The sequence below is a fragment of the Campylobacter sp. FOBRC14 genome, assembly GCF_000287855.1.
GTDB classification, from domain to species: Bacteria; Campylobacterota; Campylobacteria; order Campylobacterales; family Campylobacteraceae; genus Campylobacter_A; species Campylobacter_A curvus.
This window is the reverse complement of sequence record NZ_ALJJ01000007.1, coordinates 112,392-138,717: the sequence shown is the minus strand read 5'-3', so window position 1 is coordinate 138,717 and position 26,326 is coordinate 112,392. Positions and strand designations below refer to the sequence as shown.

25 protein-coding genes and 1 tRNA gene are annotated in these 26,326 nt (G+C 45.1%); 20 read left to right on the top strand and 6 right to left on the bottom strand.

Going from position 1 to position 26,326, the window contains the following annotated elements:
• Window positions 1-229 precede the first annotated feature (229 nt).
• Complete coding sequence (locus HMPREF1139_RS01450) at window positions 230-1,114, bottom strand: DMT family transporter (RefSeq protein ID WP_009649568.1); 885 nt, start codon at window positions 1,112-1,114, stop codon at window positions 230-232.
• Window positions 1,115-1,873, bottom strand: coding sequence for a DUF4197 domain-containing protein (locus HMPREF1139_RS01445; protein ID WP_009649528.1), 759 nt, complete (start codon window positions 1,871-1,873; stop codon window positions 1,115-1,117).
• Window positions 1,874-1,981: 108 nt separating this feature from the next.
• Here HMPREF1139_RS01445 and HMPREF1139_RS01440 point away from each other — a divergent pair, with 108 nt between their 5' ends.
• The gene (locus HMPREF1139_RS01440; RefSeq protein WP_009649893.1) at window positions 1,982-2,881 is read left to right on the top strand and encodes a cytochrome-c peroxidase; all 900 of its coding nucleotides are present in this window, start codon (window positions 1,982-1,984) and stop codon (window positions 2,879-2,881) included.
• Window positions 2,862-5,282 (top strand): bifunctional diguanylate cyclase/phosphodiesterase, encoded by a 2,421-nt coding sequence (locus HMPREF1139_RS01435; protein WP_009649851.1) that lies wholly within the window; start codon window positions 2,862-2,864, stop codon window positions 5,280-5,282. The genes HMPREF1139_RS01440 and HMPREF1139_RS01435 overlap by 20 nt, the downstream gene beginning before the upstream one ends.
• Window positions 5,283-5,532: 250 nt before the next feature.
• Here HMPREF1139_RS01435 and HMPREF1139_RS01430 read toward each other — a convergent pair.
• Window positions 5,533-5,607, bottom strand: a tRNA-Glu gene (locus HMPREF1139_RS01430).
• 66 nt (window positions 5,608-5,673) lie between these two features.
• On the opposite strand from HMPREF1139_RS01430, the gene HMPREF1139_RS01425 reads away from it, so the two are divergent.
• The 5 genes from HMPREF1139_RS01425 to HMPREF1139_RS01405 are packed head-to-tail and all read left to right on the top strand — an operon-like array spanning window position 5,674 to window position 11,660.
• On the top strand, window positions 5,674-6,156 hold the full coding sequence (locus HMPREF1139_RS01425) for a hypothetical protein (RefSeq protein WP_009649754.1): 483 nt from the start codon (window positions 5,674-5,676) through the stop codon (window positions 6,154-6,156).
• On the top strand, window positions 6,153-7,004 hold the full coding sequence (nfo, locus tag HMPREF1139_RS01420) for a deoxyribonuclease IV (protein ID WP_009649634.1): 852 nt from the start codon (window positions 6,153-6,155) through the stop codon (window positions 7,002-7,004). The genes HMPREF1139_RS01425 and nfo overlap by 4 nt, the downstream gene beginning before the upstream one ends.
• The gene (locus HMPREF1139_RS01415; RefSeq protein WP_009649503.1) at window positions 7,001-8,248 is read left to right on the top strand and encodes an OmpP1/FadL family transporter; all 1,248 of its coding nucleotides are present in this window, start codon (window positions 7,001-7,003) and stop codon (window positions 8,246-8,248) included. Before nfo ends, HMPREF1139_RS01415 begins: the two co-directional genes overlap by 4 nt.
• Window positions 8,249-8,256: 8 nt before the next feature.
• Window positions 8,257-9,927 carry a fatty acid--CoA ligase gene (locus HMPREF1139_RS01410; protein ID WP_009649888.1) on the top strand — a complete coding sequence of 557 codons (1,671 nt, stop codon included), beginning with the start codon at window positions 8,257-8,259 and terminating at the stop codon, window positions 9,925-9,927.
• Window positions 9,927-11,660 (top strand): ATP-binding protein, encoded by a 1,734-nt coding sequence (locus HMPREF1139_RS01405; protein WP_009649567.1) that lies wholly within the window; start codon window positions 9,927-9,929, stop codon window positions 11,658-11,660. Before HMPREF1139_RS01410 ends, HMPREF1139_RS01405 begins: the two co-directional genes overlap by 1 nt.
• Window positions 11,661-11,662: 2 nt before the next feature.
• On the opposite strand, the gene HMPREF1139_RS01400 is transcribed toward HMPREF1139_RS01405, so the two are convergent.
• Window positions 11,663-12,637, bottom strand: a complete 975-nt coding sequence (locus HMPREF1139_RS01400; RefSeq protein ID WP_009649646.1) for an SLAC1 anion channel family protein — start codon at window positions 12,635-12,637, stop codon at window positions 11,663-11,665.
• Between the two features lie 127 nt (window positions 12,638-12,764).
• Between HMPREF1139_RS01400 and HMPREF1139_RS01395 the strand changes: the two genes are divergently transcribed.
• On the top strand, window positions 12,765-13,454 hold the full coding sequence (locus HMPREF1139_RS01395; protein ID WP_009649577.1) for a Crp/Fnr family transcriptional regulator: 690 nt from the start codon (window positions 12,765-12,767) through the stop codon (window positions 13,452-13,454).
• Between the two features lie 50 nt (window positions 13,455-13,504).
• A complete protein-coding gene (locus tag HMPREF1139_RS01390) occupies window positions 13,505-13,681 on the top strand; it encodes a YgaP family membrane protein (protein ID WP_009649837.1) in 177 nt (58 codons plus the stop codon).
• A gap of 140 nt (window positions 13,682-13,821) precedes the next feature.
• On the opposite strand, the gene fliI is transcribed toward HMPREF1139_RS01390, so the two are convergent.
• Window positions 13,822-15,129 carry a flagellar protein export ATPase FliI gene (fliI, locus tag HMPREF1139_RS01385; protein WP_009649608.1) on the bottom strand — a complete coding sequence of 436 codons (1,308 nt, stop codon included), beginning with the start codon at window positions 15,127-15,129 and terminating at the stop codon, window positions 13,822-13,824.
• On the bottom strand, window positions 15,126-15,698 hold the full coding sequence (gene folE, locus HMPREF1139_RS01380) for a GTP cyclohydrolase I FolE (protein ID WP_009649783.1): 573 nt from the start codon (window positions 15,696-15,698) through the stop codon (window positions 15,126-15,128). Before folE ends, fliI begins: the two co-directional genes overlap by 4 nt.
• A gap of 134 nt (window positions 15,699-15,832) precedes the next feature.
• Here folE and tig point away from each other — a divergent pair, with 134 nt between their 5' ends.
• The 11 genes from tig to HMPREF1139_RS01325 are packed head-to-tail and all read left to right on the top strand — an operon-like array spanning window position 15,833 to window position 26,301.
• Window positions 15,833-17,158: a trigger factor gene (gene tig, locus HMPREF1139_RS01375; RefSeq protein WP_009649841.1), complete on the top strand. Its 1,326-nt coding sequence runs from the start codon at window positions 15,833-15,835 to the stop codon at window positions 17,156-17,158.
• Window positions 17,158-17,748, top strand: a complete 591-nt coding sequence (clpP, locus tag HMPREF1139_RS01370; RefSeq protein WP_009649702.1) for an ATP-dependent Clp endopeptidase proteolytic subunit ClpP — start codon at window positions 17,158-17,160, stop codon at window positions 17,746-17,748. Before tig ends, clpP begins: the two co-directional genes overlap by 1 nt.
• An 18-nt stretch (window positions 17,749-17,766) precedes the next feature.
• Window positions 17,767-18,801, top strand: a complete 1,035-nt coding sequence (locus HMPREF1139_RS01365) for a GGDEF domain-containing protein (RefSeq protein ID WP_009649593.1) — start codon at window positions 17,767-17,769, stop codon at window positions 18,799-18,801.
• Window positions 18,802-18,806: 5 nt separating this feature from the next.
• Window positions 18,807-19,331: a peptide deformylase gene (gene def, locus HMPREF1139_RS01360; RefSeq protein ID WP_009649474.1), complete on the top strand. Its 525-nt coding sequence runs from the start codon at window positions 18,807-18,809 to the stop codon at window positions 19,329-19,331.
• On the top strand, window positions 19,328-20,839 hold the full coding sequence (locus HMPREF1139_RS01355; RefSeq protein WP_009649648.1) for a YifB family Mg chelatase-like AAA ATPase: 1,512 nt from the start codon (window positions 19,328-19,330) through the stop codon (window positions 20,837-20,839). The genes def and HMPREF1139_RS01355 overlap by 4 nt, the downstream gene beginning before the upstream one ends.
• A gap of 1 nt (window position 20,840) precedes the next feature.
• The gene (locus HMPREF1139_RS01350) at window positions 20,841-22,241 is read left to right on the top strand and encodes a bifunctional ADP-dependent NAD(P)H-hydrate dehydratase/NAD(P)H-hydrate epimerase (protein ID WP_009649516.1); all 1,401 of its coding nucleotides are present in this window, start codon (window positions 20,841-20,843) and stop codon (window positions 22,239-22,241) included.
• A complete protein-coding gene (gene purN, locus HMPREF1139_RS01345) occupies window positions 22,223-22,798 on the top strand; it encodes a phosphoribosylglycinamide formyltransferase (RefSeq protein WP_009649791.1) in 576 nt (191 codons plus the stop codon). The genes HMPREF1139_RS01350 and purN overlap by 19 nt, the downstream gene beginning before the upstream one ends.
• A gap of 24 nt (window positions 22,799-22,822) precedes the next feature.
• Complete coding sequence (locus HMPREF1139_RS01340; RefSeq protein ID WP_009649673.1) at window positions 22,823-23,563, top strand: TerC family protein; 741 nt, start codon at window positions 22,823-22,825, stop codon at window positions 23,561-23,563.
• Entirely contained in the window at window positions 23,560-24,258 is a 699-nt protein-coding gene (locus HMPREF1139_RS01335; protein WP_009649450.1) for a hypothetical protein, read from the top strand. The genes HMPREF1139_RS01340 and HMPREF1139_RS01335 overlap by 4 nt, the downstream gene beginning before the upstream one ends.
• A 56-nt stretch (window positions 24,259-24,314) precedes the next feature.
• Entirely contained in the window at window positions 24,315-25,655 is a 1,341-nt protein-coding gene (locus tag HMPREF1139_RS01330) for an MATE family efflux transporter (protein WP_009649778.1), read from the top strand.
• The gene (locus tag HMPREF1139_RS01325; protein ID WP_009649882.1) at window positions 25,630-26,301 is read left to right on the top strand and encodes a DNA alkylation repair protein; all 672 of its coding nucleotides are present in this window, start codon (window positions 25,630-25,632) and stop codon (window positions 26,299-26,301) included. The genes HMPREF1139_RS01330 and HMPREF1139_RS01325 overlap by 26 nt, the downstream gene beginning before the upstream one ends.
• Window positions 26,302-26,326 lie beyond the last annotated feature (25 nt).

Below are 26,326 nucleotides of genomic sequence, written 5' to 3'. Positions count from 1 at the left end.
GATACATTATTTAAGTGCTTCGCAAATCTTACTCGCTCACAAAGTGCCGTTCTCGAGAGCAGGACGGTAGCGAACGAAGCAAAGCTAAGCATATAGCACGAAATCAACGGTCAGCTACCGCTTCCCTTAATTTTTGCTTCGTGCTTATGCACTCGCAACTGCGAGCAGAATGGCGGAAATAGTGTCGCTTCATAAGATTTGACTTCGCTGAAAAGAAATCAAAAATTTACTAAAAAGAGCCTTTATTTTTATAGTATGAGCCTATCTCGCTTAGTAAAATTCCAGCCAGTATCACGAGCGCTCCGCCGATCTGAAGAGCGCTAAACCTCTCTCCGCCTACAAAATACCCAAGCACGCCCGCGCTCACCGGCTCAAGCGTAAAAATGAGCGACGTTTTCATCGGCGTAGTGTAGCGCTGCATCGCGTTTTGAACGAAAAAGGCAAAAACCGTGGCAAAGACTGCCGTGATGATGACGGCTTTGTAAAATTCCGTGTCAAAATTTGGCATGGCCGTGCCCTCGAAAATGACCGCACATATCAAAGATAGCGCACAGATAGTCAAAAACTGCATGTAAACCAGCGCATAAAGCTCGCATCGCTTTACGAAAACGCCTGTAAAAACTATCTGAAGCGCATAGGCAAAAGCGCAGATGACACTTAGCAGCTCTCCTAGCCCCAGGCCAAATTCGCCGGAGGATAAAAAATAAAGCCCGATCGCGCTTAAAAACGCGCCCGCAAACGAGTAGATATAGACCTTTTGCTTGAAAAATAAAAATACTATAAACGGCACGAAAACTACGTTTAAGCCCGTTATAAAGGCTACGCTGGAGCTTAGAGCGTATTTTAGCGCGAACGTTTGAAAGGCAAATCCTGCAAATAAAAATACGCCTAAAATAGCGCCGTATTTTATAGAATTCGCATCGATCTTGCGCACGAAAGCCAGGCTGATTAGCACCATCAGGAAAAACGCTAGCAAAAACCGCCAAAAAAGCAGCGTGAATACGCCGTTTGTATGAAGCGCTTGCGCCATGGGCAAAAACGTGACGCCCCAAACGACGGCAACTGCAACGAGTGCAAGATCGGCGAGGAATTCTTTACTTTTTCTGGCTGACATTTACTTTAGTATATCGTTTAAAATTTTTGCGCCCTTGCCAAGAGTGCCGCCACGCAGTCCGTTCTCCTTTTCGCTCATGACTTTAAAAAGCCCCTCTAGCGTTTTGCGCGTGATGTAGTCGTTCATATCCTCGTCTTGTTGCGGGATGTATTCGCCTGCGCCAAGGTCGGAGGCTAAATTTTTGAGCGATTTTGCGGTGTCGGAGTTTGTCAAAGCGTTGTTTGCAACGAGCGAATTTAGCTTGTTGTAAGCGGTCGCGAACGAGTTATCGCTCATCATTTTTTCAATGATAGGTTTAAAGACCTTTTGTAGGTTTTTGCCCGATCTTTCCTGTAAAAATTTCGTGAAGCTGTCCTCGCTGCCGCTAAGGACCTTTTTTACATCCGCTTCACTCATATTTTTTATGGTATCGCTAAAGACGTTCGCAGCTTTTGGCACGGCCTCGCCTGCGGCTTTGTTCATCGAGACGACGAGCTCGTTCGCCCATTTCTCGCCACCTACTTTTTTGGCTAAATTTGCAGCCGTTTGCAGTGAGCTTGGTAGCGGGATCTTGGCCGTAGCACTGTTTAAAAAGCCGTCTTTTGAGAGCTGATCGACCGCGGCGTTTAGTGCGCTTGCAACGAGGCTTTTATAGTCGCCGTTGCTGCTTGGATTTGCAGAATTTATGGCGCTCATACCGGAATTTAGCGTATCTTTCCAGCTTGCATGAAGCATGCTAATCACACCAAGCGCAAGCAAAAGCAGACAAAATTTTCTCATCGCTATCCTTTAGTGAAAAATGCTATATTGAAAAGAAGTCAAGCGGATTTATTTTATCAGAAAGTAAATTAAGATATAATGCAATTCTAAAATTTTTGCGGGGAATTTATGCAAAAGCTTTTCTTTTTGCTACTTTTGGTGGTCAATATTTTCGCCCTCGAGGCGTCCTTTGAGCCGCTACTGTTTTTAAACTACGATGAGAGCAGGGCGCACCTTGGCAAAAAGCTCTTTTTCGATAAGAGACTAAGCAGCAACGAAAACTACTCGTGCGAGACCTGTCACAACCTCTACTGGGACTTTAGCGGCACGAATTCAAAATACGTTCAAAAGGGCACTCTAAACCCGCCTAGTATCTTGAACGCGGCGTCAAATTATATATTTTACAACGACGGTCGTATCCGCGGCATCCATGCTCAAGTAAAAGAGTCCATCACCTCGCGCTATGAGCTAAATTCCGGTGAAGATAAAATTTTAACCGCCGTAAAAGATATCGAGGAATATGAAATTTTATTCGCGCGCATCTACAAAGACGGCATAACTTATGAAAATATAGTCGATGCCTTCGTAGAATTCGAAAAGGCGATACTGACGATAAATTCGCCCTTTGATAGATATCTGGCGGGCGATGAGAGCGCGCTTGGCGAGGGCGAGAAAAAGGGATTTGAAATTTTTAAAAATTTAGGCTGCGTAGCGTGCCATAACGGTAAAAATTTAGGTGCGAATTTGATGCAGGACGTGCGATTTTCAAAGGATATATTAGCCGGCGTCTCCTCTCAAAGCGATATGAATAAGCGCCTTTACCGCGTGCCGTCACTTAGAAATATCGCCGTAAGCGCACCTTATTTGATGGACGGCAGCATAATGACGCTAAAAGAGGCGATAAAACATATCGGCGCAAATCAGTTTATGTATGATCTAAGCGGCGACGAGATCGATGCGCTCTATAAATTCCTACTTTCTTTAAGCGGCGAACGCCCGAGGATAATGAATGAACCTTCGTCAAATTAAAATTTTCGCTTTTGTGCTGGCGGTGGTATTTGGCGTGTGCGCGTTTTTCATCTATAAAACGAACAAGGCCTTGAGCGTGAGCGGGGAATTCAACAACGCTCTTATAAATTTAAAGCTTGCAAACGACGAGATGAATTTCAACCTCGAAAATAACATACTCGTGCTTAATTACGACGAGCTCAACAAAAACGCCAAAAATTTCGACAGGAATTTAACGAGGCTTTTGGCGTTAAATGAGCAAAATTTAGGGCTTGGCCTGCATGATAACGCGGACAAGCTAAAAGAGCTTGGCGAAATTTACACCAAAAAACGTAGGTTCGTCGATAGATCAAACTACGTTAGCTCTGGCATGGCGGCGTTTATCATAGCCGGCGAATACGAAATAGACAAAGACCCCGAGCTAAAAGCGTTCAAGCCTTTGTTTTTGACGATAAGAAATATGATCAGATTTGATCTGCAAACCGTCAAACAAGCCCAGTCGCAGATAGATGAGATGTCCGGGCTAAGCGAGCAAAACGCCAAACAGTCCAATATGCTAAAAAAGGCCAAATACGCGCTAAATTCCATGATCTTGCTAAATACGATCTACACTCAAAGCGCCCAGCTCGGGCTTGGTAAATTTATAGAAAATTTTAGACGCGAAAATCTCATTTGGTATAAAGAGGTGTTTGATAGGCTGAAATTCTTGCAAAGCGTGGCTTTCGTTTTGTTCTTTTGGCTACTGGCGTTTATATTTTATCAAGCAAGACAAAGCGTGAGAAATTTGCGCCAGATAAAGCTTTTAAAAACGACGATAGACGGCGGGCATAGCTCGATAGTGTTTTCGGACGTGCAAAATAAAATTTTATACGTGAATAAAACGTTTGAAGAGACGACCGGGTATAAACTAAAAGAGGTAAAAGGCAAAAATCCTCACGTGCTAAAATCCGGCATGCACCCAGAAAGCTTTTACGAGAGCATGCGAGAGGCGATAAGGACGGCGAATTTTTGGGAGAGCGACGAGCTCATCAGTAAGGCCAAAGATGGAAACCTCATCTACGAAAAGGCTAAATTTATCCCGTTTTTCTTTCGCTCTAAGCTCGAAGGATATATCGCCATCAAGCTAAACAGGACCAAAGAGGCCATAATGCTAAACGAACTCGCGGTCAAAAACGAGCAGATAAAGGCGCAGTCGGCGATCGATAAGCTCACTGGCTTTGGCAATTATTTCGCGCTGACTAAAAATTTAGAGGCCAAAAAGGACGGCATGCTTATTTGCATGAGTATCAAAAATTTCAAAACACTTAGATTTTTCTATCAAACCAGGATCATCGACGCCATGCTAAAAGCGATCGCCGATACGCTAAAGCTATGCGTGGATACCTCGCAGATAAACGCTTGGCTCTTTCGCTTTCAAGATGATGCGTTTTACCTTTGGTATAACGGGGATAATATCGTCCGAGACATCGGCTTTATCAAGGAGTATTTTAGCTTCAACAGGCTTGAGGTGATGATAGATGATAAGCACGAGAGCTTGCCAAGCCCCAAAATAGTCATGGGCGTATCTTTGCCAAACGACACGCCTCAGACTAATCGCTTGATGCAGGCTATCTTGGCAAATCAACAAGCCCTGGATAACGGCAGCGGAATTTACTACTATCAAGAAAACGACGCCATCGAGATGCAGTACCACAAGAACCAGCTCACCACTCAGCTAGTAGAATACGCCCTTGAAAACGATATGGTGATCGTCGAGTGTCAGGGCATTTATGATGTAGAGGCGAACGAAAAAGAGGCGAAATTTTACGAAGTCTTGGTGCGCATAATGGATCAAAACGGCAAGATCCGCTATCCGGGTGAATTTTTAGAGATCGCCATGAGGACGCAACTATATGTGCAAATAACCAAAAAGGTCATCGCTCACGCCTTTGCCCTCGTCGAAAAATACCCGCAATACATATTTTCTATAAACCTTTCAAGCTCCGATATCGCCGATCGCTCCGTCAGAAAGCTACTGGAAGAAAAGCTAAGCGCATGCGCAAATCCCGCTCACGTATGCTTTGAGATGCTAGAAAGCGAGGAAATGAGCGATTATGAAGGCATAAATTCTTTCATAAAGCGCGTGAAAAGCTACGGATGTAAAATTTCGATCGATGATTTTGGCTCGGGGTATTCAAACTATTACCGAATTTTGGAGCTTGACATCGATAACATCAAGATAGACGGCTCGATAATCAAAAAGCTGCCGTATGATCAAAACGCGGGCGTCCTGGTCGAAACCATCGTAAATTTTGCTAAAAAGCAGGGCTACAAGGTCGTAGCGGAGTTTGTGAGCTCGCCTGAAATTTTAACCAAGGTGCAGGAATTTGGCATCAAATACGCACAAGGCTTCTTACTGGACAAGCCAAAGTCGATGAGCTAGGCGGCCACCACGGTAAATTTAGCCTTTTTATAAGCGTCATTGCTCGAAATTTAGCGCCTCGTAAGCACATCTTGCTCTACTGCTCTTTTTGCTTCGATTTCATCTTGTGATCTTTGGACGACCACAGTTTTCGAGCGAGCAAAGATAGTCAATATAAAAATAAAATAAAATAAAAATTTTAAGTAAAATAAATCAGCAATTAACGAAATTTTAAAGCTTATGTGGATAATATTTTAAAGTTTGAAAGAAGTGGTGACCCCTACGAGACTTGAACTCGTGTTACCGCCGTGAAAGGGCGATGTCCTAACCGCTAGACGAAGGGGCCGCCGTCGGTCATTAAAGATGGGATTATATTATTTATTTGCTTAATAGAATATAAAAAAGGAAAAAATTGATAAATAAAATTTTAAATTTCACCACGGCTCTAGTCGCAGCCTTTATCCTGCTTGGCTGCGTGAAAAACGAGCCTCCTCAAAGATCTCAAACGTTTCAGGTCACCATATTTTCACCGCTCATAAAAATAAACGATGTCGGCTTTTTGCATAGCTATAAAAATGGTCTGAATTTACAAATTTATAGCTCTGGTGTCAATACCGCGAACATAAAAATAGACGATAGAATTTGTGTTAATCGCGCTTGCTTTTCAAAGACGGAATTTAACGAGAAATTTTTCTTGCGTCCGCACTACGAGACGATATTTCAAGATGTCTTGCAAAAAAAGCAGATCTATGACGGCAAAAATCTCGTTAGAAAAGCTTGCGGATTTGAACAAAATATAAGTAATGATTCAATAGAATATGAAGTTTGTGACAATTTAATAAAATTTATCGACACTAAAAATCGTATAAGAATCATACTCAAAGAGCTGAAATGAGATACATCGGAGCGCACGTGAGCGCTAGCGGCGGCGTGCAAAACGCACCTTTAAACGCCGCAAAGATCGGAGCTAACGCCTTTGCGCTTTTTGTCAAAAACCAGCGTCAATGGTCGGCAAAGCCGCTTGAAAGTGCCGCTATTTCGGAGTTCGAGCAAAACTGCAAAGCCGCGAACATAAGCCCCCGCCATATCTTGCCTCACGATAGCTATCTCATAAATTTAGGCCACTATGACGATGCTAAGCGCGAGCAAAGCTTTAATGCGTTTGTAGATGAGATAGAGCGCGTGAGCGAGCTTGGGCTGGAGCTTTTAAATTTTCATCCCGGTTCACACCTAAACGAGATAAGCCAAAACGAGTGTCTAAATTTGATCGCAGAGTGCATGAACGAGGCGTTAAAGCGCACTGACGGCGTGAAGCTCGTCATCGAAAATACCGCGGGACAAGGCTCGAATTTAGGTTTTAGGTTCGAGCAGCTGGCGTATCTGATCGAGCGCACGGATGATAAGAGCCGCGTTGGCGTTTGTATCGACACCTGTCACGCCTTTGCCGCGGGATACGATCTGCGCACGCCTGAAGCCTATAAAAAGACGATGGACGAATTTGACGCCGTTATCGGGTATGAGTTTTTATCGGCGATGCATCTAAACGACTGTAAATTCGGGCTAAATTCCAGAAAAGATCGCCATGAGAGCCTTGGGAAGGGATTTTTAGGGCTTAAAGCGTTTGAGTGCATAATGAACGACGAGCACATAGGCGAGATCCCGATGATACTAGAGACGATAGATGATAGTATCTGGGCTGATGAGATCAAAATTTTAAGAAATCTACAAAAAGGAAAAAAATGACGAGAAAGATCGCTCTTAGCATGCTTGCGGCATGCTCTTTGCTAAACGCAGGCGGCTATAAAGTGCCTGAACAAAGCGCGGATTCGCTGGGATTGTTAGCCAGCAACGTTGCCATGAGCTTTGGTGCCGATGCGGCCTATTTTAACCCCGCAAATATGATGTTTCTAGACGGTAGGCATTATTTCGAGGGCTCTCTTGGCTGGTTTCACATCGGCGAGCTTAAATTTAAAAACGATAACGGCAAGAGCTACAAATCTGAAAATTTTGACTCCCTAGCTACGACGTTTAGCTTCGTTTCGTCCGAATACTATGAAAACTGGCGTTTTGGCCTGGCTTTGGCGGTGCCAGCTGCGGTCGGTATGGCCTGGGAGGACGCGGATACGGCATTTACGGGCAAGAGATTTAAGCTGCAAGTAGTCGAGCTAAATCCAACCGTAGCTTATCGCATAAACGATTCGCTTGCCGTGGCAGTCGGTGCTAGAGCTGTTTATAGTAAAGGCAAGGTCGCGAGCGATTTTGGAAGTAACGGATACAGAGAGCTTGAAGGAGATAGCATAGACTACGGCTACAACGCGGCTTTGAGCTTTAGACCGATAGAAAATTTAAGCCTTGCGGCGACTTACCGCTCCAAGGTCGATATGACTATCAAGGGCGATGCGACCGGCACATTTAACGGTGCGCTTAGAGCGATAAACTACAGCGGCGCAGCAAAGGTGCAGATACCATTGCCAGCTCAGCTGGTCTTGGCTGCGGGATATAAAATTTCAGACTTCACGCTTTTGCTAGCCTATGAGAGGACGTATTGGTCGAAATTTAAAGGATATGACTTTGAGTATTCAAACAAAAACGCAGCCCAGACGAACTCTCGTCTTGCCGGGTATTTCAACCGCTTAATGGACGATCCTGTAAACAGAAAATACAGCGACTCGAATACCTACCGCCTGGGAGTGGCGTATGACGCGAGCGAAAGGCTGAGACTAATGGCGGGCTTTGCCTACGACCAGGACGTTTCAAGCGCCAGAAATACCGGGCTTGAGCTGCCAAATACCACCTCACGCGCGTATTCTTTTGGCGTAAATTATAAAATTTCAGAGGCGCTTGAGGTCGCGCTTGGCTATGTCTATCAAGACAGACACCAAAAACGCGCCGAAAATATCCCAAACGGCCAAAGCAGCACCATGTCAGGGGAATTTGGGCGCGGAGCTATACAGATCTTGGCTACGAGCTTTAAGTATAATTTTTAGGCGAAAACATGCAGTATAAATATCAAAATCTCTACGAGATGCTAAGCGATGTCGCAAAGCAGCGTCACGGCTACACGGCGATATTTGATGATAAGCAGAAGATAAAATACGGCGAGCTAAAAAGCAGCGTGGATAAGGCCGCGATGTATCTGCAGGCTATCGGCGTGAAATTTGGCGACAAGGTCGGCATGGCGGTCGTAAATTCGCAGGAATTCATCGTTGCTTATCTTGCCGTGACTGCCATCGGAGCGGTCGCTGTGCCTATGAATACCTTTTTGAAATCGGAGGAATTCTCTTATATTTTAAACGACTGCGGCGCTGAAATTTTGTTTGCTTCAAGCCAGCTTGCAAAAGAGCTTGCCCCGCTAAACGAGCTAAAGCAGCTACAAAAGATCATTTGGATAGGCGAAGTGCCAAAATCTTTGCAAACCTCAAGGCTCGAGCCTAAGCAAAATTTAGACGAAGAATACGGCGAGAGCGTCTATCTAGCGCCGGCTTTGCAACAAGAAGGCGGCATCGACGCGCAGTATTTCAGCCTGCAAGGCGTAAACGAGCGAAATATAAATTTTACCGACCTGCTCTCTCACAAATACTCCCTAAGTATCTCAAAAACACCTGAAATAGACGATCTGGTGCACATCATCTACACCTCGGGGACGACTGGTAAGCCAAAGGGCGCGATGATAAGCTATAAAAATATTTTTTCAAATATCCAGGGCGCTCACAACAGGTTCATCGTAAGGTCAAGCGATAGATTCATCGTATTTTTACCGATGTTTCATAGCTTTACTCTAACGGCGATGATACTTTTGCCGATGTTCGTGGGAGCGTCGATGGTGCTCATAAAGTCGGTCTTTCCTTTCTCAAACGTCCTAAAGCAGACGCTTTTGAAGCGAGTCACCGTATTTTTGGGCATCCCCGCGATATATACGGCTATCGGCAAGGCGAAGATCCCTTGGTATTTCAGGTGGTTCAATCGCATCCGTCTTTTCATCAGCGGTGCAGCTCCGCTGGCTAAGCAAACTATCGATGATTTTAAGGTAAAATTCCCTCATGCCAGGCTGGTCGAGGGATACGGACTTAGCGAGTGCTCGCCCGTAGTCGCGGCAAATTTATATGACAAGCAAAAGAGCCTCAGCGTAGGGCCGGCGCTTGAGGGATACGAAGTAAAGATCGTAAATGACGAGATGATAGAGGTCGGTACCGGCGAGATAGGCGAGATCATCGTCAAGGGCGATTGCGTCATGCAAGGCTATTTTGGCATGCCAAACATAACGGACGAAACGATCATAAACGGCTGGCTGAAGACGGGCGATCTTGGCAAGGTCGATGACGAGGGCTTCATCTACATCGTCGATCGTAAGAAAGATCTCATCATCTCAAAGGGCATAAACATCTATCCGCGCGAGATAGAGGAGGTGCTTTACAAGCTTGAAGAGGTCGAAGCCGCCGCAGTCATCGGTATAAAAGACGAGCACGCGGACGAGGAGGTGGCGGCCTTTATCCAGCTAAAAGAGGGCATGGATCTAGACGAAAAGCATGTCCGCGACTATCTTAAAAAGCATTTGGCGAATTTTAAAATTCCAAAGAGCATCTATTTTGCCGAGCAGCTACCTAGAAATGCGACCGGCAAGGTGCTAAAACGCGTGCTAAAAGAACAGGTAAAGGATAAAATTTAGTGCAATATCTGCTTGATTTTTTAAATTCCGATATCAAAAAAAGCAAAATTTCGGCTCTCATAAAATGCAGCGAGGAAGAGGCCAAAATTTTACGCCATTTAAGCAAGATCTACATCGAAGGTGTGGCCAATATAAGCGTCTATGACCTGCTTTGCACGGTGTTTGGCTCGCAAGATTACAGGCATCTTTCGTATCTGAAATTTATAAAATCCTTACTTGATTACGGCTGGATAGTGCAAAGCTACAATATCTTTAAAACGCCCGAAAATACGAACAAATCAAGCGGTACGAACCTGCTTACGCTTTTACACTCTGAAATTTCGCTCTCGCCCTCATTCCTTAAAATTTTAGAGGAGGGCAGCACGAAGGTAGAGCTGCCAATGCCTAGCGCATATGAGGATCATTTGGAGTATTTGAAAGATCAGTTTTTAAGGATCGAGCTTTACGCCAAAGCCGCGATGTTTCAAAGTGGAGCAAGCGACGCCAAAGCGCGCATAAAAACGCAGATAAACGAGCTTGAAGCGCGCATAAACGAACGCATAGAAATAAGCAAAATTTCCATAAAAATCGAGCAAATTTTTAAGGACAACGCGCTTAGCGTAAAAGAGCAGCTGATATTTTTAGCGCTTTTAAAAGAAGAATACGCCGGGGACTTTGAAAACGGGCGCGATCTAAACGCGCTGATCGGCCTTATAAGCGACGATGAATTCGAGCGCATCAAAAACCGCTCGCTGCTTGAAGACGGTTCCGCGCTCATCGAAAACGGACTGATCGATTATGACGAGGTTTTAAACGCCTTTGGTAACGTCAGCCGAAATTTTTTCATAAACGAGGAAATTTTACAAAGCATAATGCACCCTAAAAACGACAACGAGAGCAAAAAGCTGAAGCTAGAAAGCCTCGTAAAAGAGCAAGAAATATTCGAGCTCATCGAGCCTGCGACGAGTCTTGACGATGTGGTGCTAAACGAAAAGACCAAAGAGCTTTTGGGTGCGATTTTAAAACAAGTCGATAAAAAGGTGCTCGCGCGGCTTAACAGCTGGGGGATCAAAAATCGCCGCGGCATCGACGCTAAGATCATATTTTACGGAGAGCCCGGCACCGGCAAGACGATGAGTGCCATAGGCCTTGCAAAGAGTCTGAAAAAGCAGATATTAAGCTTTGACTGCTCCAAAATTTTAAGCAAATATGTCGGCGAAAGCGAGCAAAACGTGCGTAAAATTTTCGATACCTATAAAGAGATCTGCAAAAAGAGCAAGAGCGAGCCTGTGCTGCTTTTAAACGAGGCCGATCAGTTTTTGAGCACCCGCGTGGAGAGCAGTAGCGGTGCGGAGAAAATGCACAATCAAATGCAAAATATATTTTTAGAGCAGATCGAGCGCTTCGAGGGCGTACTGATCGCTACGACGAATTTCCTCCAAAGCCTTGACAGCGCGTTTTCGAGGAGATTTGACTATAAGATCGAGTTTAAAAAGCCAGACTTCAAGCAGCGTTTAGCCATCTGGCGTAAGATTTTGCCTGAAAATGCGAATTTCGAGGAAAATTTCAGCCTCGAGCGCTTAGCGGAATTTAACCTAAGCGGCGCGCAGATCGTGCTGGTACTAAAAAATACCGCGCTAAAAGTAGCCGTCAAGGACGATGCGATATTTACCTTCGAGGACTTTAAGACTACGATCGAGCGCGAGCTGAATTCCGCCTTTGGCGAGGATAAAAGGGTCGGGTTCAACTATTGAATTTATTTTTCCATAACGCAGATCTCGCGCCGAAAGATTGCTTTTATCGTATAAAAGCCTACGAAGCAGACGAAAAATACTAAAGCCGCAAACATCGCGATAGCGCACGCTAGCCAAAATTTCTCTCCTGTCATCTCAAATGCCCTAAAAAACGCTATGCTAGCCGCAGCTGTGGGGAAAGTAAAAGCCCACCACGATAGGAAAAATTTAAGCTTTAAAAAATTTTTAAACATAAAAAGTATCAGCAAGGTAAAAAATAAAGTCAAATTTAGCAATATCTGCGCTACCAGACTAAATTCGCCAGTAAGCTTTATAAGTCCTGAAAATGCGAGCGAAGGTGGAGCGATCAAGATAAAAAGCGTGGGGATAAATTTTTGCGCGAGCCGTTCGTGAAAGATGAGGCGATAAAAAATGATGGTAAAAAGCACGAGCCAAAAGAACGCCCCGACAGAGAAATAATACCACGCAAATACGCTTGTAGTGGGCGCGGCAAGGGGAACGATGAGGTTGCCTACGATCGGGATGAACCACGCGGGGTTACTTTGGGTAAGCAAGAGCTCTTTTTGTATCCAAAAAGCGACGACGTAAAGTGTCAAAAATGTCTGCACCGCAAGTCCGCCGTAAAGCAAAAATCCATAAATTTTACTTTCCTGAAAAAGGGCTGCGAGCAAAAGTAGCGATATAGAAAATGCAGCGAAAAAATTTATCCGCACGGGATGAGCGAACTCGACTCGCACGGCATTTGGATAACGTATGAATTTTAAGCAGTAAAAGACCGTAATGACTATAAAAAGCGCAGCTGTTAGCCATTTTAACAGCTCGCCTAAAATTTGCGAAATATCAAATAGTAAATTTAGCCGCTCGTAAGCTAGGGCTAGCCCGCTAAGCCCCATCGTAACGGCAAAAAACACGATCGGGAAATTTGCAAGTTTGCTTAAATTAGTATTTTTTAAAATATCATTTTGATCTTCGTACATTTTTATTCCTTAAAATTTTTAGTGATTTTAACTAAAATTTATTGAAATTTCAGTGATTATGTCACGTGATGAATTTTAGCTTAAAGCGCTTTATAAATAAATTCTCTTACCGAAATTTCAAACGAATATGACTACAATAAAAAATCCTACTGCAAAAGAGGCGAATATGCTAAGCGACGAGTTTCAAAAGATATTATATGGTGAGTTCTTATCGAAATTTGATATCTCAAGTGAGGATAGGCGGCTACTCTTGCAAAATGCCGTGATAAAAACCTTTAAAAAAGGTGAGATCATATATCCAAAAGACGGCTGCTACGGCTACGCGATCGTAACAAGCGGCGAGATAAGAGGCTACATCAGCACGAGTAATTTTAAAGAGATCACCGTTTTTAGCCTAAAAAATGGCGATAGCTGCATACTTTGCGCGTTTTGTTCGCTTGGACTCTCGCAGTTAGAATTAAATTTGCAAATCATGCAAGATACACAAATAATCCTTATCCCAAAGCCCTTTTACAAGCAGCTTCGCGAGCGTTATCCGCAGGTGGCAAATCACACGCTCGAGCTCATATCGCGGCGTTTTGGCTCGGTCATGAATGCGATGGAGCAAGCACTCTTTACGCCGCTAACCGGGCGAATAATGAAATTTTTAGAACAAAACGGCGCACAAAACGAGCTAAAAATCACTCATGAACAGATCGCAAACCACTTAGGCAGCGCACGCGAAGCGGTCTCGCGAGTGCTAAAGGAGCTCGAAAACAAAGGAGCTATAAAGCAAAAACGCGGCGTCATCACTTTAGTGACATCGTCACATATTTAAAATTTAAGATCTGTTATCATTGTTTCAACGCTTTTAAAAAGGAAAATGCGATGCAAAGCAAGAAAACTAGAATTTTTAGAGTGATTTTGGGAGTGTTGCTACTTGGCGTGGCGGCATATTTTAGTAGCTGGTGGATCGCCGTTATCGCCATTGTGCCGCTGATCGTCGGGATAACGGGCTTTTGTCCGGCTTGTTATTTTTTAAATCGCTGCTCTTTGAAGCGTTAAATTTATCGCTTTTGAGCTAGAAATTTTGAGTGACAACAAGGCTTTTATCGTTTACGGCAGCTGACGCGTCGCTGGCGATTGGTTTGGCTGTTAAGGCGCAAATTTCAGGCATTTTGTAAAAGCATCAAAACATGGCTAATTTAATTTATCTGCGCGAGCAGGCTTTGAATTTCCTCAAATTTATAAACTTCCTGTGCATCTTGCTTTAAGAAATTTTCCATATATTCTTTTTTGGAGATCGCAAGATCGAGCTCCTTGTCGCTACCTCGCTGATACGCGCCGATACGCAACAAGACCTCATTCTCTTTTAGAAGCGAATAAAGCCGCTTAAATTTCATCGCATTTTGCCTGTGTTCGTTGCTTATCACGTCGCCCATCACGCGCGAGGCAGAATTTTGTATGTTGATAGGCGGATAGATGCCAAAGTCCGTGAGCTCGCGGCTAAGCACGATGTGGCCGTCTAATATCGAGCGGCTTTGATCGGCGATCGGATCACTCATATCATCGCCCTCGACTAGCACCGTGAAAAAGGCTGTTATGCTGCCTTTGCCCTCCTCTTTGCCCGCTCTTTCCATGAGCTGAGGCAAAAGCGTGAGCGAGCTTGGCGGATAGCCCTTTGACGTTGGCGGCTCGCCAAGAGCGAGGCCTATCTCGCGCTGAGCCATCGCAAAACGCGTGACGCTATCCATGATAAAAAGCACGTCGTTGCCTTGATTTTTGAAGTATTCCGCTACGCTCATCGCGCAAAATGCACCGTATTTTCGCATCAGCGAGCTATCGTCGCTGGTAGCTACCACGATGACCGTGCCGTCTAAATTCCCGCCTAAATTTTTCTCGATAAACTCAGGCACTTCACGGCCGCGTTCGCCGATCAGCGCGACGACTTTGATAGGCGCTAGGGTATTTTTTACGATCATACCCATGAGAGTGGATTTGCCCACGCCTGAGCCCGCAAATATGCCTAGTTTCTGGCCTTTACCGCAGGTGAGTAGCCCGTCGATCGTTTTTATGCCGACGCTAAAGGGCTCGTTTATGAGCCCCCTTTTCATCGCGTCGATCGGTGCTTTCATGATAGGCATGTATTCGCTGGTCTCGATCGCCCCTTTGCCGTCTACTGGCTTCATAAAGGGATCGACCACGCGCCCTAGTAAATTTCGCCCGACCGGGATATTCATACCTTGATCGCTGGCATAGACGAAGTCGCCTATCCTAAAGCCCTCCACGAAGCCAAACGGACTTATGAAAGCCCCGCCGCTTTTTATCTGCGTCACCATGCCAAGCCCGTTTTTGCTCTTATCTTTAGCTACGATACGAACGATGTCGCCGATGCTTGGGCAAAGCCCGGTGATCTCGATATTTGTCGCGGTGATTTTGGTGATGATGCCAAATGTGTTGGATAAAGACAGCTCTTTGCTTTTCAGCTTTAAATTTAGGCGTTCTAGGTTCAAAAGTGCGTTTCCTGCGGGGAATTTATCAGAGAGAAAAATTCTCGCCTGGTGTCGGCGTTTTTGATGAAGCAGCCTCGTAGTGCTGATGTCGTCGTAGTCGAGTTTATCTTTTGCACTCCGCGCATCTCGACGCACATGTGCCTAGCCTCGACTACCACGCCCACGCCCTTTGGCTCGATCACTTCGGCTAGTGCCTGGGCGATCTGCTCGGTCATTTGCTCTTGTATCTGCAAGCGGCGCGCGTAGATATTTACCATGCGCGGAATTTTGCTAAGCCCCACGACCTTGCCGTTTGGGATGTAGGCTACATGCACGCGTCCGATGATAGGCAGCAGATGATGCTCGCAAAGACTGTAAAATTCGATGTTTCGCATCAAGACCATTTCGTTGTTCGAGCTCGTAAATAGCGCGTCGTTTAGTACCTCTTTGGGATCTTCCTCGTAGCCGCTGGTTAGAAATTTAAACGCCTTATACACGCGTGAGGGAGTTTTCAAAAGCCCTTCGCGGTTTGGATCTTCGCCGATGATTTTTAGCATATTTTTTACGGAATTTTCAAAGCTTTCTTGCATAAATTTTCTCCGAAATTTTAAAAGACTATTTTACGTCAAAACGCCTTTTAGATGTATAAATTTTGCATTTAACTATGAAATAAGGGAAAATTTGCTATATTTTGCCTCAAATTTTTGTATTCAAAAGGAAATAGATGGAAATCAATGCAAAACCAATCGATAGCGTAAATGTCGAAGTAAGCGCTAAAATAAAAAGCGACGAGATAAAAGCGAGCGTAGAAAAGCTGGCTAAAAAGGCGGCTAAAACGATGAAAGTAGACGGGTTCAGACAAGGCCACGTTCCAGTCGCCATCGTGCTAAAACGTTATGAAAAAGAGCTTACTAGCGACGCCGAACAAGATATTTTAAGAGACGTTTTAAACGAAGCTATCAAAAAATCAGGTAAAAAAAGCGACGAGCTCATCGGTGAGCCGTTAATATCGAAATTTGACAGGAAAGATGACGGCATAGATGTCGAACTGACAGCGTCTTTCAAACCTAGCGTAAGTGTCGAGGGCTACGAGGCTTTGATACCAGAATTTTCAACTCCTAGAGTGCTTAAAAAGGACATCGACGAGAAGAAAAACGAGCTTTTAAAAATGTTCGCGCCGCTTGAAAAAGTAGAGGGCAAGAGAGCTCTTAAGGCGGGAGATTTTGCTAAATTTGACTTTGAGGGCTTCGTAGACGGTGAAGCGTTTGAGGGCGGAAAGGCCGAAAACTATCTGCTTGAGATAGGCTCAGGTCAGTTCATACCCGGCTTTGAGGACGGCATGATAGGGCTAAAAACCGGCGAGAGCAAAGATATAGAGGTGACTTTCCCAGCTGAGTACGGCGCGGCTCATCTAGCCGGCAAGCCAGCGGTATTTAAGGTAAAGATCAACGAAATTCAAGAAAGAAAGATCCCCGAGACGCTAGATGAAAATACCCTAAAAGCCATCATGCCAAACGAGGAAAAGCCAAGCGAAGAGCTACTTGAGGAACGCATAAAAGATCAGATCCGTCAAGATAAAATTTTCAAACTCATCTCGGACGAGCTAAAGCCTAAATTTGCCGAAGCGGTCGTCGAGAAATTTAAATTTGACACCCCGAAAAACATCGTCGAGCAAGAGATAGATATGCAGTTTAGAAACGCGTGGAACGGCTTTAGCGAGGATGAGAGGAAGAAATTTAGAGACGATAAAGATGCTGTGGCTAAAAAACGCGACGAATACAGAGATGACGCCGAAAAAAGCGTTCGTCTGACCTTCATCATCGACGAGCTAGCACGCGTTAGAGGCGTGAAAGTGAGCGATCAAGAGGTCGTTCAGGCTGTGTATTTTGAGGCTTACAGAAGCGGCCGCGATCCGAAAGCTCATCTTGAGATGTATCGTAACCAAGGCATGCTCCCTGCGATCAAAATGTCGATGATCGAGGAAAAACTCTTTAACGAAATGTTCAGTAAAGAGGATAAAAAATCAAGCAAAAAAGAGAAGGCGGAGTAATGAGCTATTATGTTCCAGTCGTAGTCGAGAGGACCAGCAGGGGCGAAAGAAGCTACGACATATACTCTCGTCTTTTAAAAGACAGGATCGTCATGCTAAGCGGCGAGATAGAGGACGGTATGGCCGCTTCTATCGTGGCTCAGCTTTTGTTTTTGGAGGCCGAAGATCCTGAAAAAGACATCTACCTTTATATAAATTCTCCTGGCGGTGTGATAACCAGCGGATTTAGTATCTTTGATACGATGAATTATATAAAGCCCGATGTCTGCACGATTTGCATCGGTCAGGCCGCATCGATGGGTGCATTTTTGCTAAGCTGCGGAGCTCCTGGCAAGAGATACGCTCTGCCAAATTCTCGCATAATGATACACCAGCCCCTTGGCGGCGCTAGAGGGCAGGCGAGTGACATAGAGATACAAGCGCGTGAAATTTTACGTTTGAAAGAGATTTTGAATGGAATTTTGGCTAAAAATACCGGACAAAAGCTAAATAAGATCGTAAAAGATACTGAGCGCGACTTTTTCATGAGCTCGCACGAGGCTAAAGAATACGGGCTTATCGACAAAATTTTGGAGAAAAGCTTTAAATAACAAAAAGGAACGAAGGTCGTGGTAAAGATAGATAATGCTCCTGAGCCAAAAAAGAAAGAAACCGAGGCCAAAGAGCAAAATCCCAAAAAGAAAAAGGTAGATATTTATAAGTTTTCCGAGGATATTTTACACGAGCTTCGAGGCGATAATATCCCGTCTATCCCTAGTAATTACTCCATATATTTTGAAAAAATGCTTGATGAGCAGTCGGATGAATTTAGAAAAGAGATAGGCGACATCCTCATCTCGCACTCCGAAAACATCTCTGATGGCGGTAGTATAAACATCGAAAAAGAGGTGAAGCAAGGCTTCATTCAGATAAAAAGCATGCTTCAGGCCGTAGCTCTCATTTATAAAAATTTAAACGTCATGAGAGCGATCATACAAAAACGCATGGAGAGCCTAGAAAATAATACGAATCTGCTTGCCTTACAAAACGTTCTAAGCGCTTTCAACCAAGACCTCATCAAGTTAAACGAGCTCATGGAGAAACATCTTGATGTGATCAAGATCAGCTACGAAGAGGTCGGCAAGATGTTTAAGGCTATCGAAGAGCAGTCGATATATGACACCACATTTGAGGTCTATAACAAAAAATTCCTCGTAGCCACGATACAAAGCGAGATAGAGTCGGTCAAGAGATACGGCTACAACTCGTCGTTTTTACTCGTAAAGATCAAGGATAAATTTGCAAACAGGGTCAAAAATTTAAAAGAGCGCAACAATATGTTCAAAAGCATGTCTCAGCTACTTTTAAGGACCTCGCGCAGAAGCGATATAGTCGCACATTATGGTGACGGATGCTTTGCTATGGTCATGAAATACACCGACGAAAACGGCGCGAAGCAAGCTTGCAAGAGAATTTTAAATATGCTCACTTGTATGCCGTGGAAGATCGACGGCGAGGAGAACAACCTCGACGTGCAGATAGTTTCTAGTATGATAACCAAAGACAAAAGCATGGAGGAGCTACTCTCGGGCGCGCTTGATGCGCTTGCTACGACCGAGTTTGAAGAGCAGCCGATATTTTTAGGCCATACGGACGGAGAGTAGTAAATTTGGTCTTAGAAATTTTATCTTACCCGAACAAAAAGCTTTACGAGGTCTCAAAAGAGGTCGAGACCTTTGACGAGGAGCTGCATAAACTGCTCGATGATATGTATGAGACGATGATAGCAAAGGACGGCATCGGCCTGGCGGCGATCCAAGTGGGCGTCGCGAAACGGGTATTCATCGTAAATTTAAGCAACGAAGAGGGCGTGCAGGATAAGGCCGATCTCATCGAGATCATCAATCCTAAATTCGAGTTAAAAGTCGGCGAATGCGTCTATCAGGAGGGCTGCCTCAGCGTACCGGGCTTTTACGAAGATGTCAAGCGTGCCGAGCGCGTCAAAATAAAATTTCAAGATCGCTTCGGGCAGGAGCGCCAGATCGAGACGGACGGACTTCTAGCCGTTGCTTTGCAGCACGAGAACGACCATCTTGACGGCCATCTTTTCATCGAAAAGATCGGCTACAACAAACGTAAAAAATTCGAAAAAGAATACAAAAGCAAAAAGAATAAAAAAGAACATAGATTATGAAGTCCCTAAAATGCGCGGCTTATAGCGATGGTCTCAAGATCGTCGACGTCGAGTCCGTTTTTTCGCGCGGGCTTCCCGGTTTTAGTATCGTAGGCCTCGCCGGAGCTAGCATAAAAGAGAGCGCCGAGCGCGTCAAAGCAGCGTTGCAAGCTCTAAATTTCAGCTTTCCGGCTCAAAAGATTACTATAAATCTATCCCCCTCCGACCTTCCAAAGAGCGGCTCTCATTTTGACCTTGCGATCGCCCTTTTGATCGCGCTTCAAAAATCAAGCGACCTTGAGAAAATTTTCGTTTTTGGCGAGCTCGGGCTTGACGGAAGCGTCAAAAATACGGCGAGCCTTTTTTCTATCTTGCTTTTTTTGAGCACGCAGATAAAAAGCGCCAAAGTGCTCGTGCCAAAGGACGTGGCTGTAAAGGCCTCGATGATACCAAACCTTGAAATTTTCGGCGTTTCCAGCCTGGAAGAGGCGATAAAATTCTTCCAAGACGAGGCATTTAAAGAGAGCTGTAAATTTAAAAACGTTCATCCTCTTTTTGAAAATGTCATCGAGATAAACGGCGAGAAATATGTCCCAAACGTAAATTTCGAGCTTGATTTTACCGATGTCATGGGGCAGGCGCGAGCCAAAAGAGCCTGCGTGATAGCGGCTGCTGGCATGCATAATCTAATTTTCGAAGGTAGCCCCGGATGTGGCAAAAGCATGTGCGCTAAACGGCTGGTTTTCATCATGCCGCCTCAAAATTTGACCGAAATTTTAAACGCCGCCGCATATCGTTCGCTAAATTTACAAGATAGCGAATTTTCATGCGTTCGTGCGTTTCGCAGTCCGCACCATACATCGACGAAGAGCTCGATATTTGGGGGCGGCTCAAACGTAGCAAAGATCGGCGAGATCGCGCTCGCAAACGGCGGCGTGCTATTTTTTGACGAATTTCCACACTTTTCAAAGCAGATCATCGAAAGCCTGCGCGAGCCGCTTGAAGACAACAAAATCCACATCGCAAGGGTAAATTCCAAAGTCACTTACGAGACAAAATTTATCTTTGTAGCCGCACAAAATCCATGCCCGTGCGGGAATTTACTAAGTGCGGATCTAAACTGCCGCTGCAGCGAAAACGAGATAAAGCAGTATAAATCGCGAATTTCAGAGCCGATAATGGACCGCATAGACTTGCACGTGCAAATGGAGGAGAGCAGAAACGCCGAGCGCGATAAAATCACCTCAAAGCAGATGAGCGAGCAGGTCTTGCGTGCGTTTAAATTTCAAAAAATGCGCGCTCAAAGCGAGCCAAACGGCAAGCTAAGCGATAGCGATGTCGCGAAATTTTGCCTGCTGCAAGATGGCGCCAAGGACGCGCTTGATACGGCGACTCAAAGATATGCGCTCTCGCAACGCGGCGTAAAAAAGGTGCTGAAAGTCGCGCGCAGTATCGCTGATATCGATGAGAGCGAGAAGATAGCAAGGTCGCATGTCCTAGAGGCCTTGAGCTTTCGAGTAAGGAGCTAGCATGAAGAGGCTTTTTGAAAGCACCGCCCAGTTCGACGCGCGAGCGAGCGAGAAATTCGGGCTTGGCGATGAAATTTTGATGGAAAATGCAGCCGCAAGCATAGCAAATTTCATCCGTAAAAAATTTAAAAAGAAAGCTAAAATTTTAGGCGTTTGCGGCGCTGGTAACAACGGTGCGGACGTATTTGCCGCACTTCGTATGCTGGCGCTTGATTATGAAGCCAGCTTTTACGCCTGCGAAAAAGAGCTAAAGCCGCTAGCTGCCAAGCAGCGTCAAAGAGCGCTTGAAGCGGGAGTTTGCGAGACAAGCGAGATAGGCGAAGCAGCCTGCATCATAGACGGGATATTTGGCTCAGGGCTTAGCAGGCAGCTAGGAGCCGGTCACATAAAAACGATCGAAATTTTAAACAAAAACAAAGCCTACAAGGTCGCGTGCGACGTCCCAAGCGGGCTTAACAAACAAGGTGCGATCCTTGGCGCATGCGTGAAGGCTGACGTCACGATATGTATGGGAGCGCGTAAAATAGGGCTTTACTCTGACGCGGCCAAGGACTATACTGGCAAAATTTTGCTCGCAAGGCTTGGCGTGAGCTCTAAAAATTTCAGCGTGCAAAGCGAGGATCATCTACTCACTAGACGCGATATGAAGCTGCCTTTTCGCGGTAAAAACGACACCAACAAGGGCGATTTTGGCCATGTGTTCGTGCTAGCAGGAGAGCACAAGGGTGCTGCGATGATGGCGGCAAATGCGGCAAACGCCATAGGTGCGGGACTCGTTAGCGTCGTTAGCCAGAGTGAAATCTCATCTCTTGAAGAAAATATAATGCAAACAAAAAGCCTAAGCGCAAAGATGAATGCAGGTGCGCTTGGTATGGGGCTTGGTAGGCAAAACTGCGCGGGTCTGGCCCTTGACGAGCTGGCTGATAAAGCGCTTGTCATAGACGCTGATATGTGTTATGAGCCGCGAGTGATCGAGCTTTTAAGATCAAACGAAAACATCGTCATCACGCCTCATCCGAAGGAATTTTGCTCGCTTTTGGCGTTGGCCGATATCGCTCATATCGACATTAAAACCTTGCAAAGCGATCGCTTTAAATTTGCGCGCGAGTGGAGCTTGAAATTTAAAAACGTCTTGCTTTTAAAGGGTGCAAATACGATCATCGCGCAAAACGGCAGGCTTTATATCATGAGGCACGGCACGAGCGCGCTGGCAAAGGGCGGTAGCGGCGACGTGCTAAGCGGGCTTGTCGCAGGGCTTTTAGCGCAAGGATACTCGCCTCTTGATGCGGCCGTGACCGCGAGCCTCGCACATGCGCTTGGTGCGCGAAAATTTAAGAAAAACGACTACGCGCTAAGCCCTAAAAACATCATCGAGGGAGTAAAATGCCTACGAAAAAAATAGCCGTCCTCTTTAGCGGTAGCGGCTCGAATTTAGAGGCGATATTGTCGCAGCTACATGGTAAGATTTTTAACGGCGTACGCCTTGAAGTGGCGCTCACGCTCACAAACAAAGCTGACGCCTACGGCATAGAAAGGGCGCGTAAATACGGCCTTACCAGCGTCGTCATCGAAAATAAAAATTTCGCCAGCAGGGAGGAATTTGACACCGCTTTGGTAAGCGAGATCAAAAAATACGACGTCGATCTCGTGGTTTTGGCTGGATTTATGAGGATCTTGACCGAAATTTTCACCAGCCAGATAAGAGCGATAAACCTGCATCCCTCCATTTTGCCACTATTTAAGGGAGCTCATGCGATAAAAGAGAGCTTTGCTAGCGATATGCAAATCGGCGGCGTGAGCGTGCACTGGGTCAGTGCGCAGCTAGACGGCGGAAAGATCATTGCGCAGCGTGCTTTCGAGCGCGAAGATGGCATGAGCGAGCAGGAGTGGGAGGCTAAGATACACGCTATCGAGCATGAAATTTTACCTCAAAGCATAGTCAAAATTTTATGCAAATGATGAAATTTACAAATAAGGAAGCAAATGTTTGAATGGATGACTTCGCCTGAGGCGTGGATATCGCTGATGACGCTGACCGGGCTTGAGATAGTGCTTGGCATCGACAATATCATTTTTATCGCGATCCTGGTAGGCAAACTGCCGCCAAATCAGCGCGACCGCGGGCGTATCCTGGGCCTTGCGCTAGCGATGATGACTAGAATTTTGCTGCTGCTATCGCTATTTTGGATCATGAAACTGACAAAGCCACTCTTTAACATCGCAAATTTCGAGATCACGGGGCGCGATCTGGTGCTGATAATAGGAGGGCTCTTTTTGATAGCCAAATCCACGCTTGAAATTCACTCAAACATCATGGGCGAGCATGACGAAGTGAAAAAGGATCTCAAAAAGACGCAGGCGAATTTCATATTCATCGTTACCGAGATCGCTATTTTGGATATCGTTTTCTCGCTTGATAGCGTCATCACGGCCGTGGGCATGGCAAATCACATCGAGATCATGATCCTAGCCGTGATCCTGGCCGTGGGCGTGATGATGTTTGCGTCAAAGGGCATTTCAAATTTCGTAGATGGCAACCCGACTATCAAAATTTTAGCACTTGCGTTTTTGATACTCATAGGCTTCTCGCTCATAGGCGAGGGACTGGGACTGCACGTGCCAAAGGGCTATATCTATTTTGCTATGGCGTTTTCTTTGGCTGTGGAGCTCATAAATATCTACTCCAGGAAAAAGCAAAGCCAAATCAACAAAGGAAAATCATGAAAAATTTCAAAATTTTGTCCGTTTTGTTTGCCGCGAGCCTGGCTACATTGTCGGCCGGCGAACCGATACAAAAGGTAACGTCGGTGGATATTTACGTCTCGGATATCTACTCCTCAAGCGGCGGCAAACCCAAGTACATCAACGTCTATGACAAGATAAACGATCTTTTGATGTCAAGTGACGTTTCAAATTTACAAAAGGCGATAAAGATCGTCGAGGACGATCCGGCGCTAGTTAGCCCCAGTGCGCTGATGAGTATCGCGGCACGCGCGTATGATCTCGGACTGCGCGACGAGGCGGCATTTTGGTTTTATGCGGGCAAAGACCGCTTCATCACCTTTGCTGACGTGATCGACGTCAAAGATCCGATGTTTAGGTCTACGATGGATATAAATTTAGCCTTCATGAAGCTCGTAGGCGATGTGATAAATCCATACGCATTTTGCGACATCAAAAAGCAAGAAGAGATCGCTACACGCTCGATCGCGTGGGTCAAAGCTCATCCTTACGAGGCGATTTTCATGGATAGGTTTCCGTCTAAATTTAGCGACAGGAAGGCTGCTCTGGCAAAGTCTGAAAGCTCGCTAGATGAGAAGCTCAAAAAGCAAAGCGAATATCTTGCCGATGCGAAAAATAGGGCCGAATTTGAGCGTGTCCGTCAAGAAAACAACACGAACGAGAGATTTTGTTGGTAAAATTTGCTTGCCTATGATGCGCGTATTGACTCGCTCGTGCAAAATTTAGGACAAAAATGGATCTCACAAAAGAGCCGGTAAATCGGCTCATCATCACTTTAGCCGTGCCTGCCGGGACGGCGATGATGTTTAACACGCTTTATAACGTGACGGGGACGTTTTTTGCCGGGACGATCTCCACGTCCGCAGTCGCCGGGCTATCCATGAGCTTTTTGCTCTATCTTAGCATCGTTGGTATAGGGCTTGGATTTGGCTCGGCGCTGACTGCGCTCATTGGCAACTCGCTAGGCGCCAGGCGCGAATTTCTAGCTAAAATTTACGCTGCAAAGGGCGTCATCTTTGTACTGATGTTTGCTATTGTGATGGGTACTTTTGGCTTTTTTATAGCTCCTAAGCTGCTTGTATTTTTGGGCGCAAATGATGAATTTTTAGACGAAGCACTTGAATACATAAGAGTGATTTTCCTCGCTTCGCCGTTTTTCCTACTCATCAAGTCGCTAAATGGCATCCTAGTCGCGCTAGGCGATACGAAAACTTACAGGAATTGGCTATTTTACGGCTTTTTCATCAACATAGCCTTTTGTTTCATAAATGTTAAAATTTTAGATCTAGACGTTGGCGGTATAGCGTTCGCGACGGCTAGCGTGCAGCTTTTAGGAGCGATATTTTTATTTGTGAAAGTCTATAAAAGCGGCATGATAAATTTCAGCTCTCTTAAAATTTTCTTGCCTGACGCTAGGATCTACGCTAAAATTTTAAAACAAGCCGTGCCCGCGTGTCTAAACTACCTCTCGATGTCGCTTGGAGGACTCGTGCTGTTAAAATTTATCAGCCTTTACGGCACTAGCGCGGTAGCAGGGTATGGCATAGCACTGCGTATCGAGCAGATAGTTGTATTGCCTACGATCGGCATCGCCGCGGCCGTGCTTAGCGTAATCTCTCGAAATTTTGGCGCTCGCGAATATGAGCGCGTGCAAGAGTGCTACAAAAACGCGCTTAGGATATTGCTTTATTATTGCCTCTTTGCCTGCGCTTTTTGCGTACTTTGCGGAAGCTACATCGTGCGGCTATTTGATGCGAACGCTCAGGTGGTTTATGTCGCGCAGAGCTATTTGCTGGTAAATTCCTTTGCTTACATCGGATATGGCGTCATAAATGTCTCTGGAAGCGCACTTCAAGCGGTGAAAAAGCCGAGCATGGTTTTTGTGCTAAATGCGATCAGGCAGCTTATTTTGCAAATTTGCTTGTATTCGTTCGTGGTTTTTGTTTTAAAGGGCGACATCACATATATCTGGCGCGCGATGTTTTTTAACGTCTATCTCATCGCAGGCTGCTTTCTTTTATGGACGATCTTTGTTTTAAGGAGGGCTCATGCGACTTCAAGACGAACTGCATGAAATTTTATACGATTTAAGAGATGAGAAATTTAAGATTTTCTCTCAAAAGCTTATCTCGCAGCCTGAAATTTTGGGCGTTAAGACGCCGATACTTAAAAAGATCGCAAAAGATCTTGCAAGGCGTGTGAAGAGTGAGGATCTGGTGAAATTTAAGCCGTTTTTTCATGAGGAGTTTGCCGTAAAGGGCTATCTAATAATGCTTTTAAAAGATGACGAGGCGAAATTTCAGCTTGCTTCTTATTTTGTAAAGAGCATGTCAAACTGGGCTATTTGCGATCAGTTTGCCAAGATAAAATTTAAAGACGTAAAATTTGCAAATTTGCTTTTGAAACAGTGTCGGGGCTCGGATTTAGAGTATGAAAAGAGATTTTATTATGTATTTTTTATGAGCGGCTTTTTGGACGAAAGCGAGCTGGATGGATTTTTGCGAGATTGTCTAAATGAAAAAGATGATAGATACTACGTCAAAATGGCGATGGCTTGGGTGATAGCTGAAATTTTTATAAAATTTAGGCAGTCGGCCTTAAGGCTATTAGAGACCAAAAAGCTGGATAAATTCGTGCAAAATAAGACGATATCAAAGATAAGAGATAGTTTTCGCGTGGAAAAATGCGTCAAAGACGAGCTGCTTGGGCTTAAAATTTGAAGCGGCGCTAGGGCTAAATTTTCTT